Annotated in this window: 1 protein-coding gene (only partly in view); it reads right to left on the reverse strand. The window is 42.5% G+C overall.

Every position in this 15,405-nt window falls within one protein-coding gene, gene aceK, locus WC676_01430, for a bifunctional isocitrate dehydrogenase kinase/phosphatase (protein ID MFA5059275.1), read on the reverse strand. The gene is 132,390 nt long; 21,446 of those nucleotides lie to the left of the window and 95,539 to its right, leaving coding positions 95,540-110,944 in view (codon 31,847, partial, through codon 36,982, partial); reading right to left, the first codon wholly in view occupies positions 15,401-15,403. Both codon boundaries (start and stop) fall beyond the window edges.

Below are 15,405 nucleotides of genomic sequence, written 5' to 3' on the forward strand. Positions count from 1 at the left end.
TCTTCAAAACCCGACGGAAGAAAACCCTAAAGATCCCTAAAGCTAATATTTTATCGCCTACGCGCAACCGCCTTGATAGCATCGTCATGTCAAGATCAGAGAATCTTAAAGCCTTTATTTGCCTTTTACCAATGTCCATGGCAAGATCATTTAACTCATTTTCAAAATCATCGTCTAAGGAAAGTTTATAGTCACTAAGAGCTTTTAGATAGACCCTGAATTTCCATGGATTATCTCTAAAGTAAAGAATGCTTTTGTGGCGGGCTAGGGCTTCCTCATCGCCATCCAAATGCGAAAATTCATGGCGGAAAATATCTTCGCGGATAACCCAAGAAAGGTCAAAGTGTTCGGCAGGAATATGAGCCAAGTGAAAGAAATATGGATGTAAGAATATGGTTTTGATTTCCCCATCACTGAATGCGATGTGGCTACGGGTCAGATCAAGGTCGGTGGTGATAACTAAACGCCAAGTACCTACGGCCGGCGGTGCGCGTCCGTTTTCGCTAAGGCGTTTAAAAACATTTTGCATAATTTCAAAATGCCCATCGTAAAAACCTTCAGGATCCGTTAAATCAAACCCGGATATGAAGACATCGGTTAATGTCTTTTGAATACCGAATTGTTCATCCGCCTTCTGGGCGGCTTCAGCCGGAACGCGCAGAGGATAAGCGGCAGTAACAGGAAGATTCTCCGGACAGCTGTTATGAGGAGAAAAGTCATCATTTACATTACTCACCATTCCGAACAATGCCGGAATTAGTGAGTCGAATATATTTCCGACTGAAGGACAGAAGCATGCCAGAGAAACTTCTTCTAATCTTGTCAGCAGAAATATTTCCTTGGGATCATATCCGGTCAGCACAATAATGTTCTCTCTGGCGAGAATAAATCTTTCCACATGAAAAACGTTAGGAAAGATCTTAAAGGCCCGTTGAACACCTTCAAGAGACGTAATATAAAAAAGTTTCCTGTGACGGATAATTTCTTCTATGGAAACAGTTTTTCCAAAACCTTTGCTCAGTAAATACTTAACGATGATCTGTAGGTCATCTCGGATAAACTCATGTAAATTCTCCCTGGCTTCGCGCTGAGATTCAATCTTAAAATCCCGTTTGATCCTTTCAATGGAATGTTCGATTTCCTGCCCGCTTAATAAACCTTGAATAGCTTTATCGCTGACAGATATATTTTCAATTTGTCCCATTGTAGAATCTTTAGGCAGGCTTTCCGCTTTGGGAGATCTTAAAATTTCAACTCCGTCTTTAAAATACCGGAAAACAAAGCCGTAATCTTGGCTTAAAATGCCTAAAATCCGTCGGGTAATCTCAGTAGAAGCGGCAAACTGTGAATATTTAACAATGTCTTTCCCCTTTTGCCCGGCTGAATGAGACTTTACCATTTCCAGATATCTCGCAAAATGAGAAAAATAGGCAAACTCAATATTGCGTAATATTGTGCGGATTCTATCATTGGATAAGTTCCATTTTTTAGTTAACAACTTTATCAGATTCCGACGTTCTTGATGCGTTAATATAGAAATCTCTTGCTTACTGACTACAGTAGCACTTTCTTTCTTTTGGCTTGAAGCGGCCGCTAAGGATTTATTGCGGGGCTTAGAGGATTCCTTTTGCTTTTGAAGAGCCGCTTTTAAATTATCCAAGCTGAGATGAGTTATTTGCTCCAAAACCGGCTCGAAACCAAATTCTTCGTAAATGAGAAGCTTTTCAAAGAAAGAAGACGGCGTATTTCCGGCTCTTACCCATTTTGGAAGTTCTTTGTAAATATAGCCTTTTCGCTCTAATTCACGCAGTGCAAATTCCCTATCAACGCCAAATTCTCTTTTCACTTTGACAATCCCATTTTTGATGCTCAGGTAACGCTGTGCGTGGACAGGTTCTGTTTCTTGATCAGCCCCATAAGGCTTGAAAGACACAATAAGATCACGGCTTTTATTAATTCTTCTAAAACTAATCAAGATCCAATCTCCCGGTTTTCCTAAAGATTCAGGAAGGCCGTTGATGACAACCTCTGAGAAATTTGTCCCTAAATAATCTTTGCCGGCTTCTCTTAAAACACCAATTCTTTCCGCGGGAACTTTTTTTGATATTCCCGAAACATAAAGGCTGAAACTATCGCGCAGTCTGGTTTTTTCTAAATCCAAATTAAGTCTTTTAGCGCGCTTGATAACACCTGCCCTGGTTAAATTAAGCCGGTCGGATAATTCCACCACATGCGGCAGGCGCTTTTCTTTTGAGGCGGCTATCTCTCTTTTGATCTTTAAATAAGTATCGATAAGATCCACATCGTCTTCTTTAGTCAGCACAATATTTAATACCTTAGCGCGGTGCTGGGTCCACGTTATGGATTGATTTGTCCTTCTTGCTAATTCGATTTTTGTCGGAGCTCTTTGATAAATTTGAATGAGCTCTTGATAAACAGCCCTTAAAACATCATCAGTGATTTCGGTCGTGAAAAGGCCGCTGGTTACGTTTCTTGACTTATTCGCTGCGGCGTTTTCTGCGTTTACTGTTCCCCAGAAAAATGATCCAAACAATAAACCGCCCGCAAAAGCATTCAAATCAGTTTGATTGCTTTCTTTTTTTGGTTCAGATAAAAGCCCTTTTTTGCGCCCAGAGCTCGGACGTAATTCTGCCGCAACCCATGATCTCTTAGGCTGGAGCATTTGATATCTTTGATAAACAATTTCCGCCGCTCTTGTCGCGTACCTAAACCAGAAATGATTGGCAACAGAATTGGTGTGTGCTAAAGAAGCTCCGATGTCAGGATGAGTCAACATTGATACTTTTCGTTTAAGTCTTTTAATATAATCTTCTTCCATCTCATGTAGCTCATCCGGGTTAATACCAAAAACACGGCACGCGATTTTATAATTATTCGGCTGATCCCCCAGGTTCCCAGGGGCTTGGTTGTAAAGATCAGGTTTCTCTCTCCTTAGAGCAGCAAGGCTACCGGCTTTCTTTAAGGCATCATTGATCAAGCCACAGATAGATGTTTTGACAAGCCTTTGAGCATTTTCAGTATTTTGATGCCTTTGCGTCTTTTGTTCGTAATATTTAATTGATTTACTTAACTGCGAAAAGAGATACTGATTTTTCTGAATATGTTCACGGACTGCCCCCTGATGGCTAAGCTTAAGCATTTTACCGGCTTTTGCTTGATTACCGTTATTCAACCGTAAGGCCGCGTAAATAACCATAGATTTGAATATCTTTACGGGAGGATAGAATGGAAAATCGAAAATCGCAGCATCTCCGGCTATCGATTGTCTGTCAATTCCGTGCTTTCTTTTTAGAGCATCTCGATAGCTCTGATCTCCGCCCAGAATAATATCCGCTTCTTTATCTCTCCACGTTCGTTTCAGTACGGTAAGAATATACAAATACTCGATTTCTTCCCAAGAAGAACCCGCGCGCATAGCTTCTTGTAGTGTTGTAATCATAGTGGATATTTTAGCAGCAGGCTTTTTAAGAAGCATATATGTGGTCATGGTGCGGGCAAAAACGCTTTTTATCTCCTGCAATGATCTCTCTAATTTAGAAAATTCCATTTTTCCGTCATTTATAAATTCATAAACTGTTTCTTTGTTTATGCCGAGTATCTGAGTAGATTTTTCTTTATTGTTCTTTGACAAAAGCAAAGCCGTATAAACAGAGAATAGTTTTAAAGTATGGACTGTCGGGAAGAAAGGCAAGTCAAGGTTAATAAGGCCTGACGGAACAGATTGATGAGTAAGCTGATACTTCCTCATGCTTTTTGCTAACGTATCCTGTTCTTGCATCCCTAACACAGCTCTAGCGTTTCCTTCATGCCATTTGTAAAATTGCAGAACATGGTAAATATATGACCGTTCGATCTCTGCCCATTTATGCTGGGCCAACAGGTCTTCCAAACGCTTCACCAAAGCTCTTCTTTGCTGGATAGAAATATTATCAAAATCAGATATTGCTTGAGAAACTTCTGTTGGGCTGTTTTCCACACTTCCCCATAAAATCGGCAAGATGGACGGAATAATAAAGGCATTAAGCGTTTTTTGCTTAGATAGGGACGGAATATTTTCTCTTACCGGTAAAGGCCAGCCGTGCTTTTCAAATTCGGCAATAATTTCAGCGCGGCGATTGTAATAAACGACCTTAAACGTCGAATTGATCATGCGGGCAAGTTCTTCCCAGGAAATCGGTTGCCAATCTTTTCGCGGAGTAGATTCGTAATAAGCATCCACTTCTCTCACCAATTGCTCCATCGAGAAAAATTGAAAAACAATTTTTAATCCGTCATTGAGTTTTCCGCGCAGCGACGCGCTACCTGGGCTCATCGCTAATTGCTCAGCCAGGCGAATATTATTCCTATCCTTATCGATGATATCTACTTTAAGATTTTTTAACCTTTGTACTTGCGTTAAATGATCCTGCAATTGAGCGAGTAAGCGATTTTTTATTTCTCTTACCTTGCCCTCTCGAAGGCTTAACACAATACCAACTTCGTCATAGCTCCACTCTTTACCGTTTTTGGTCCCTATTCCGTAAAGCAAGAAAAGGATGAGCCGCGACCGAGGATCTTTTAAAGAAAAAATAACACGCAAGAAAAGATCATTTTGCTGATCAACAATAAGCCATCTCTTTTCCGCGGCCACAGCGGCAATTTCGTTGAAATGTCGTTGAAGATCAGAAGCTTTAAATCCGGAATATTTTGAGAGAACTTCTAATGTCAAAGGAACACGCTGATCAGCGGGGATTTCTAGCAAGGCCTGTTCAACCCTTTGCGCAAAGGCTTCCCTTTCAAATTGAGGAACCGGGATAACCTTAACTTTAGGTTTCGGCGGATTATCTTCTTTTTTAGGTTCCCGTTTTACATTTGTGTTTTCTTCCTTGGGCCTCTTTACGGTAACGATTGCCAAAGGTTGGCGATTTTCTTTTCTGGGATTTTTTCTACCACGAGCCGCGCGCGAAGGCTTTACGATCTCTGCCTCTTTTTTCGAGATTAAATTTTGTAAAGCAGCTTTAAACTCGCCTTGCAGCCTCTTCGTCTGGGCCGCTTCCATTTTAGGATCATAATCTAAGGCTTCTTTAAGCGCCTCAGCCGCGCGGATAGTTTTTTCCAAATTGGCCCAGGAATGTTCTTTGATCTTTCCATCAACAATAAATTTCTTAAATTTTACCCCGAGTTCTTTTGTCTTCTTTCCAACGATCTGCCGGACGCGTTCTTTGGTCAATTCAAAAATACCGGCGATATCCTCCAAATACCAATGTTCTTTGGGATTTTCGGCAATGATCCGATAAAAGAGAACTAAAATCAAAGCATCTCTTTGATTGTTCATATCTGCTAAAAGCCACAAGATTTCTTCTCTTTGAGATGAGACATCTAACTCCCATTCCACGTTAGGAACGGTATTCTGCTCAATTTGCAAGCCTTCGTGAGCTTCAACACTCTTCCGTCCTTCCACTGGATCCCCGAGGCGAACAAAGGTAATGCGCGGTCTGCTTTCTTTTTGACCTCCATTGTTCCTCTGCTCTTTACTTTGTTTAGGAATTCTTATCGTACGGCTATACTTGGCCTTAAGCAAGTCATGGACTCTGTGCCGTATCCAATTAATGGTATAGGTCATTAATTGTATCCCGCGCTCTTGATCAAATCGGCCGGGCCTTAAAGCAAAGAAGACGCCTTCCCTGGCAATAGCCAGAAGTTCTTTATCAAGAAAAGCATGATTTAAATATTTCCCAAATTCTTGAAAAATCAATCCCGTATTGGACTCCACAAAATAATTGATAATCTTTGACCTTAAATATTCAAATTGTTCCTGCAAAGACGCATCAAAACTGACCAGCCGATAAGCTTTCACTAATATAAGCTCTTCTTCCGGTGTAAGATTGTGGACGGGCTTACCTAAAATTGTCTTGGCCGCATTGATCGCCGTCATTTCCGCAGATTCCTGATCAGTATTATCGGTGGAAACTACTCCGAATAGGGACATCGGAATAAAACAATTTACTGAACTGCCCTGGGACGACTCACTTTCAGGTTCCAAAAACTGCTTATCATCTCTGACAACTTTGTCTTGCACAATGCGATAGTTCACTGTTCTTGCAGTCGCTCCGGTAAGATTTTCTCCTCTTTGCGGAAACGCCCTTCTTAAAGAAGGAGAAGAAAATTGAGCAAAGTTCCAGACGATGGCGCTGATGTTCAAATGATCTGTCTTTATAATGACTTTTTTGCCGCTTTTGTCCTTAAATCCGTCAACGGTAATCTCATAGGGGCCGACACGAATTAACTTAGTAACATATTGCCCCGTTTTCCCGTCAAAGAAAATAACTTCATCACGTTCCCATTCAGAGTCCCGCCGGGAAATACCTAAACGGCGCTCAATATAAAATGGAGTTTTATAATACCAGCTCACTCGGGTAGAGCCGACGGTGGTCCCGCCTCCCTTGTTAAATGTCACTTCTCTGGGGCGAAGGATATTCCGGTCAAAATTCTGAAATGCCTTGACGCTAAAGGGGCGTAAGTAACCGTTTGTGATTGGAATAACTACGTTTGAATTATCCTTCCCGTCGCCCAGAAGATAAAACACATTACCTTTTTTCTCAAAAACAACATAATTAACAGGATTATTCCGCTCAACAACAGCCAAGTAGCGCGACTGAGCCCTTTCTCTGTAAAAAATAACCGGAAATGGATCACGGGAATAAAATCTAATAAATCGAATTCTCAGATTTCCGAACAAAATTTCGTTATGGTCTTTTGGCAACGTAAAAGGTTTATTTTGGCTTAAATATTTCATCACGGCTTGTTTGCGCGGCAGCTGATAAACATTTTCTAAAACCCGGTCGGCAAATTCCGCTGCCGCGCCGTTATAATAAAGATCAACCGAAGTAGCTTTGTCTCTGAACTGGATTTCTTCCTTAATGGACGGATAATTTTTATAGGCCGGAACCCAAGCAAATATTCGGCCTTCTTTTCTCCTCAAAATAAGGACATTGTCTCGGTCGGTTAAGTCAACCAACTTCACCTCAACACCAACAATGCGTTCAACTCTCACCACGCCGGAGAGCTCCTGCGGAAGCAAAATAACAAGATCCCCTCCCATTTTTATTCTTGGTTTTGACAATACGTAAGTTAATTTCTTTTCTCCCGCGCTGACTAATCCGAACAGAACCGGAACGCCCAATATAAAACATCCTAAAGATTGCGTCTGATTTTCCGATCGGCTGATACCCGCTACTTGTTGCGGTATTTCATCTTCCCATGCAGGCGTAAAGGCAAAATAGATAAGTTCCGTCGAATGGCCCAAATGATATTTCTGAATAAAATCTTTAACACGGTTATACCGGTCTCGAGAATCTTCGGCGAGAAACTCTTGATTGGTCCTCGGGAAAATGTGGTGCAACTCTTTTCTTTGAGCTCTGTTAAGATCCTTTCGCAGCATAGCCTCAACGATCAAATGCGCCCACAAATACGGCTTATGCTCTAAAACAAGGTTGGTGTAAAACAGCTCTCTTAAGATCTGTTTACGGGCGTGTAAATTTTCTTCTGAGAAAGATTTTCGGCTCAGATGTGATTTAAAAGCGGTCCAGTGATATACAGCCCGCAAATAGACCATATCTAAACGATTCGTGACCCTCATCCATTGACGCTGTCCAAAAGGTGTGCGAGCCCACCGGTATAATTTTTGATAAAGGTATGTTTCTTCGATCTCTGTCACAAGATTATGGGGTCTTCCGGATAAGACATCAGAACCAAGCGGGATAACGATTTGCTCGATATTTTGATCCTGAAGAAAATAATCCAATCTAGAACGCGGCGCTACGGCATACCCTCTGGCCGCTTGGATAGATTTGAACAACTCCGCCTTGCGTTGTCCACGGTTTCCTCCGATGCGATTAAATAAATTCCAACGTTCGGCTAAAAACTTAACCGTTTGCCAACGGGATAATTCATGCAAAATGATGATGCGGTCAACTTCCACAAAATTTTGCTGCGGCAAGATATCTGTGGCCTGTTTTTGCCCGTTGTGATCGGTATAATAAAATGCTTGATACTCCTCAGGAACATATTCTAGCGGCATCATACCGGCAAAAATAGAATCGCCTAAGATCATGACCTGGATCTCCGAAGTTCCTACCAAAGACCAGCGTCCGGTTTGAAGCATCTGGTAAGTTACGCGCGATTCTAAAATCGGGTCACGGCTAATTAAGAGAACAACTTCTTTTTCTTTGGATACATTATTTTGGATAACATCACAATTCCACCGGGAACGTTCAATAAAGGGAAGTAAATTTTCGGCAATGAGGAATATATTTTTTCCTTGTTCTTCCTCGGCTAATTCCGATCCGGAGAAAACAATATTAAATTTCCTCAAGAATTTAACCACATCCGGCAAGGGATCGCTCAAGCTCACGGTAATTTTCTGCGCGTCGTCCGAAGAAAGCTTTCCGTAAGCCGCCAAATTCACCAAACGAACAATGAGATTCTTTAACTTTCTAGAGATCGGTGAACGCAAATAATAACCGATGGTTCTCCACGCTGTTAGACGCTTATGTATTTCTTCTTCAGCCTTTTGGGCGTCTTTCTCCAGGCTATGCGCGACAAGAACAAGCCAATTTCTTAAACGCTGTGACAAGGTATCCAGGTATTCATCTTCTTCGACGAGCTGCCTCGAAAAGATCGTTTGAGGATCATTTTTATCTTTCTGAAATAAACGCACGCCGTTTTCACCCGCCATCAAAAGACTTTCAGAAATCCCAAAATACCCTCTTTGCGGAATACTGTTTTGAACGGGGTGAGATGTAACGATCATATTGACTTCCCGCCCGGTCCTTCCAATAAAATGGATCTTGTCAATAAATCCCTCACGAGATTGAATGTCAGAGCGGATATCACCCATCAAAGGCGAATAAGCGTCAAACAAGGCTTTTAAAACAGGGGCTTTTAATGATTCGATGCGTCTTAGATCCCGTTCCATCATATCCAAAGCGGTCACGCCGGAAAATCCCGCGTAATTAGCTTCCAAGACCGGGCCGCCATGAATAACTAAAATGCCCTGACGCCCGTAATGATAGATATAATAATGTTCTTTCATCCAGGCAAACATTTCCTGCATCAAGGGATCTTGCCGGAAATTTTCCATAGTCAAAGGCTCTTGGCCTTCTTGAAGCAAGGTTTGATTATATTCTTCAAAAATAAATTTCCCACCGCCCATCGCAAACCAAACTTTCGTTAGCTGCTCGTGATCCATCATGGCCGCGATAAATTCAACTTCATTCGAACCATAAAGAAGAATAAGGGGAAGTCCGTCGACTTCTTTGTAATGGCGCAAAATTTGATAAATACGTAAATTTTCTTTTCCCTTGCCGAATATGTCCCCCGTTAAAACGATCTTGGTGGCGCCTTGCGCGAGCGCTTCCGCCATTAAAAGCTCTAAAAGTTCACCGTCGCCTTCAATATCGCCGATAAAAGCAGTACGGGGAACCTTGGAAGGTTTTCCACTTTTGTATTTCTCGATCTCACGGATAAGTTTTAATTTATTGCGGGCAAAGATCAGTTTCTTTATTTGAACCGCCAACTCCTCAATGCCGATGACCACCTGGGAACCGGAACGAGGGTCTTCATAAAAAAGCCCTTTAGCGGATTTAATGAGTTCCAACAGCGGCGGTAAAACAATAAGAAGCCCGTCTCTGGTATAAATTTCCCGGACACTTTTTGTAATATAATAATGATTTGCTTTTAGTTTTTTCTTCAACTCCCGAGCAATATCAATAAGTGTGCGCAAATGGTCGTGGGAAAATATTTTCTTATGCTTATCCATGTACACAGCCATTTGTTCCAATGTCTCATCCGAAAAGATAAGAAGCTTGGCCAATTTAGTCAAAAGGCCGAATATCTTAACCACATTTTTAGCCAACATGCGGTCTTGGCCGATGATTTCCCTGCTGTAGGCTAAAACCATTTCTTCAAAGATCAATTCCCAAACCTGTTCGGCGATCTCAACGGGCGGATGCGTTTTAGGGTCAGCTAAAGCCTCATGAAGAAGAACCACGCCGTCTTGCGGCGACTTATAAGCTAAGTGCTTAAGATCAGGGCTGAATTTGAAAATAGCTCCGTGAGCCATCTCATCTTTCAGCCGTTCTCTGATGACTGAAAATTCTTTTTCGTTTTGCCCTAAAATTTCCGTAAGAAATTCTATGTAAACTTCTCCGTCGGCAATGATGTTGTCTCCTTGAAGCGTCAGGCTTCCGGGATGGCGGGCAAAGAAGTATCCGTTGACCGTCCCAAAAATAAACGGAACGGAAAAGATCGGTAAGGCGGCAAATGAATTAAGCGTTTGATTTGATCTATGTTGCGGCTCTAAACGCACAACTCCGGGCTCATGAATAGATTGCACGCGCCGGCTGATGATCGTTTTATGTTTTAATCCGGCCTTTGTGAATAACGGTTCCCAAATAAATAATCGGTCCAAATAAATAGCAAAGATCCCATAGCCTTGAGATGAAAAATGTTTTGGCAATTGCTTTAAAATAGCCTGCATTTTTCTCTTAGAAATAAAATCGTTGTGGTTATTTGTCTTTCCATCGACCGGTTCCGGCGCATGCCAAATGATCACATCGTAAATACCCAGCCCACGCAAACTATTGTGTTTGAACACGCGAACGTTGTTTGTCAAGCCGTTATGCACAAGATTATGCCCCGTCAGCAAAATACTTTCTTCGGCAATATCGATCGCGTCTACCTGCTTGGCCCCGGCTAATATAGCGGCGATGACATCAATGCCGTTTCCGGGCCCGATCACAAGAACTTTGCTTTCAGGCTTTAAAGTGCCCGGGATCTCTAGCGCGCGCACCATGCGCAGAGACTCAAAATGACGAATATCATCGGCAAAAACGATCGTCTGATAGATTCCGGGATAATTAAATACGGTTAGCTCACGGCCGAACATAGGGACAACGGAAGGCGATAAAAGGCTTGGATTTAGATCTTGTGCGGATCCTGTCGAAGACTTGCGGAAAATCAAAACCGCCATGCCGGCTTTAGCTATCCCCCACCAGCCACGGAAAGGTAAGACAGCTAAATAAAGCGCCGACATGACGGAAATTTTGTCGTCTGAGACGTCGTTAATTTTATTGTAACTCGGTGCCCGTGATTGAAAAGATGTTTCTAAGATTTCTTGGCGGCCTATCTTCACTATGAAAATAACTAAAAGGGTTGCCAAAGACATTAAGACGCCATAGAGAACAAATCCATTAAGAGAATTTAAATTTTCTAATTTTTTATGCCGTCGGTAAAGATCGACCAAATGTTCGGTCGCTTTGGCCTGGCCGACAACGAACGGTAACGCCGTTTTTTCCGGAGAGAAATCGTTCCAAGAAAGCGGAAAAAGGAACGCTCCATCCATCCGATAAACGCGCAAACCCGCCGTCCGCAATAACACCGCGGATGGAACAACATCGTGAACGCCGCCGGTCATTGACGTAAACGCGGCATGCCGCCGTTCTCTGCTGAAAATAAGGCGCGTTGCCGTATAAATAAAAGACGACTGCTGTTTAGAGATCACAAAATATCTACTGCTCTCTAAAACACCACGCAGCGGATGCGGCTCGCCGCTCCAATCGGCAATAATAACTTTATGATCAGCGGAATCTTCCGGGGAAAATTTAATCGGACGGTTGTTGACAGAAACTTCCCGAGTTAACGCATTGGATTCGAATGTCTCATTTAGATCCGGAGCAATGATCATAGAAATCAGCGGCCAGCCTTTATAAAGGACGCTTAACGCGAAAACATATTCGTTTGTGTCCTTTTGGGCATAAGCCCGCGTTCCGTCAATGGGGTCGATCACCCAAATAAAATTCGTGTGGCCGAAGTTAGCACTATTTTGCCGGATCAAGGGCTCTGGGAGGCCGATCTCTTTTAGATCTTCCTCGGCATGAATATAATGCGTCGGGTATTTTGTAGATATGAACTCAAATGCCATTTTTTGCGCTAAATGATCTGACGATGTAACCAAAGATCCGTCCGGCTTTCTTTTGACAACCGCCTGATCACGATTCATTTTGATCGTATCAGCGATATGATTTGACATGTTTCTGGCAAAGCGCACTATATCACCGACAAAATCTTCGTCTAATTCTTGGGCCACCGCCGTCACGTTTAATTTCTCTAATTCCGGGCGATATAATCTGTTGACCCGATTATGGAAAATCGTCTGGATACGAAGCGGAATAAGCGAATTCGGATGAGACACAAACCATTCGGTCGATTGAACATAAGATTTGGCGGCCGCCATTGTGTATTTATAACGCGGTGTGGAGATATTATGCAGTCTGTCGGCGGCTTTAATGATCTGCAGATATTTCATTAGTAAATGGTTTGTAACATCAAAGGCAAGCAGGCGGCCTAAAAATGTTTCATCTTCTTCTAACGAATATTTCTTGCTCAACAGAAGAATACATTGAATGATCAGCTCAACCGCTGCTGCGTCATCAGTTAATTTTAGTAATTTTCCTCTTAACTCTTCGATCAACTCCGTCCGGGATAACGGACCCTTGTAATCTTCCAAAACATCGTGCAATAGCGCGACCGCCGAAATAATTTCAAACCAGAATTTCGGCATATGGTCAAATTCAATTTCTTCGTAAATTCTAAAACTAAAAACCAAAGTTTTAAGCGTGCTTAATAAATGCAAAATATACGGTTCCCCGTTAGAACGGATCTGACCGGCATGATATTCTCGCGCTATGCGAAATACGCCGTCTAAGAAGCGCTCATCAAACCATGGCCGGAAAGATTTGATCTTGCGCAAGATCCTTTTAAACTGATTTTCAATGAATTTCTCCGTATATTCGGCCGCGATTTTCTTATAAAGATAAACACGGCCAAAGATCGGCTTGCCAAGATACTGGCTTTCAGTGCTATCCTTGGAAACGAATGCACGGACGGAATAGGGGATCACCAGCCAATAAGAATCAAAGAATTTTTCCGCCGTCATCAAGATCAAACCGCCGTGGCGCGCATTATTAACGATATTGCCGGCCATGATATTGACCGCCCAGGGCTGGTCTTCTTGGGCATTTAGCTCTAATTTATATTCGACAAAGTTATAAGTAATAAGATCAAATTTTTCGTCTTCTGAGTTCACTCGGTAGTCGATAATATTGTCGAGGTAAACAATTTCGATTTTCTCCTCGATCTCCGGCTTTAACCTAAAGCGGCCTGTCGCAGTTTTATTAAAAGAAATGCTAATACGCCGCTCTAGATCTTCACTTAAAACTTCATTGGGCTTAAGAAACCAATGCAGGCCGTAATCTTGCTGCAGCAACACATTCTGTTGGCTCTTAGAAGCCGTCACAATGATCTTGAAATCCCGAAGCCCGGCTTCCCACATCAAAGCGGCAAAGCGCTGGGCTTTAAAATTGTGCCAGCCGTCTTCATATTGCGATATCCCTCCGACAACATTAGCGCGCATCGTTCTCCCGGAATCTTTCTTCTGTGTTTTAAAAAGCTCCGGAATGATGACGCGGGTCAAATGCTGATAGATCCCGCCTTTTTCATCAAAAAAGTAAGGATGATTAATGGATCTTTTTTGGGCAAGATAGGCTTGGAATTTCGTACTGCGCCAGATCATGGCTAAGATAAATCCCAAAGCGCTTAATCCTAAGAAGAATTCTGCAAAGATAAACAATTCTTCACGGTGATCAGAAGGAGTGGCATCATGAGCAGGAATCGCCCATCCTCTTTCCGAAAAAAGCGATTTGATCCTATCTCGATGATCGGAAGTAAGCCGCCTAACATGAAGAATTTCTCTAATTTCTTTCCATGTCAACTGATTACGACGCCCAATAGACATTGCGTCAACTCGCTGGGCTAAGAAATCCATTTCCCTTTTTAAGAACATTTCTTTTTCTTTTGCCAACTGCGCTAATCTTTCCGGGCTAAAGACCGGCGTTGGCCAGCCATAATCACGAAATAACCTCCAGTAAGCAAATTTATAATCACTGCGCGCCGAAAGCTCTTTAACACCTGTCATTTCGCCAAGTTCTTGATAGGTGATCGGCTTTCGGTTTTGACGATCAATGCCTTTGTAACGAGCAGACATGATGACCTTTAATCGTTTTATTTTTTCCTCATAGTTATTACGCGGCTTAAGAGGCCGTGGTAGATATTGCGCATCAAAGAAGGCGATGATTTCCAATGTAAAATCCTTTGATCCGATCCCTAAAAGATTGAAGATCTCTTCAAGTGTGAAATTATATTTTCCGATACGGATATTTTCCAAGCCGATCTCTTCAACTCTCTGGTTCAAAAGATCTTTATAATCCCTATCGAAATCAGGTTTTTCAACCACCGGACTTTCTGCAACCGTTTCTTCTGCAGCAGCCCCCAATATTAGAACTTTAGGATTTAGTCTTGCCGATGGGATAAGAACTTCCTCTGTTGCTTCAGGGGCTTCGCTGCGCACATGAGGAACTGGCCAATTTCGTTTTCTTAAAGTTTTAACAATATTTCCTTGCCGGTCAGGAAGAGCAGCTGCTACCGTCAGGATTTCTTGAACTCTACGTTTGCCCAAAGGCCTTCTCTGCACAATCGGAACACCTCGATACAGGTTCTGAGCTTGCGCCACGAAAGAGCTTTCAAAGTTATTAAAGTCTGCTATCGACCTAATAACAACAGTCCTTACGTCTTCAGGGCGTGTGCGGCTTAAGCGTGACGCTTGCCCTGAAAAATCATACAAAGAACCATTGCGTACAGTTTTTTCATAAGATGTTTCACTTGAACCGCTCATGCGCCAATCTTCAGCTTTTTGAACATCCGCATCGTCATCTTTCCCGGCATATCTTGGCAAAAGATCCCAGTTAATTTGATGATTTTTCATCGCCGCTTTTAAGGGTTTTTCAAAAATAGAAATTATTTGATTTATGCGCTGGGGTGACACATCTAAATATTTTGCAATTTGCTCTCTGCTCCACGGCTGCCCGTCAACAGCCCCTAATCCGGTTAATAATTTCAAGATAAGCCGGTCATCGGGATTACTGAACACGGTGACCAGATCGCGCAAATATTCTTCAAATGCTTGCGCTTGTCCCTCATGCCGGGTTTTCTTCCGGCCTATAGCACGCGGAGATACAAAAACTAATTTTCCTTGGCCTGACCTGGCTTCCCGGCGCGTTACAACATTTTGTGAAGTGATCGCCGTAATAGCTTGGTCTATTTCAGGATTAGATTCTTTATGTTTGAATAAAGTTAGAGGATTTATTCCGGCTTCGTGAGCGATCATTCTTTGAGTGATCGTGAGGTATCCTTGCCTTTGCAAAGATCCGATGGCCGCTAAGATGCGAGAATCCGTGGACTGCTTGCCGCCGCTGGACGCCACCGTGCCGAAAACCGCAAAGAGCATCG

This window comes from Candidatus Omnitrophota bacterium (assembly GCA_041649175.1).
GTDB lineage: Bacteria > Omnitrophota > Gorgyraeia > Zapsychrales > JBAZNR01 > JBAZNR01.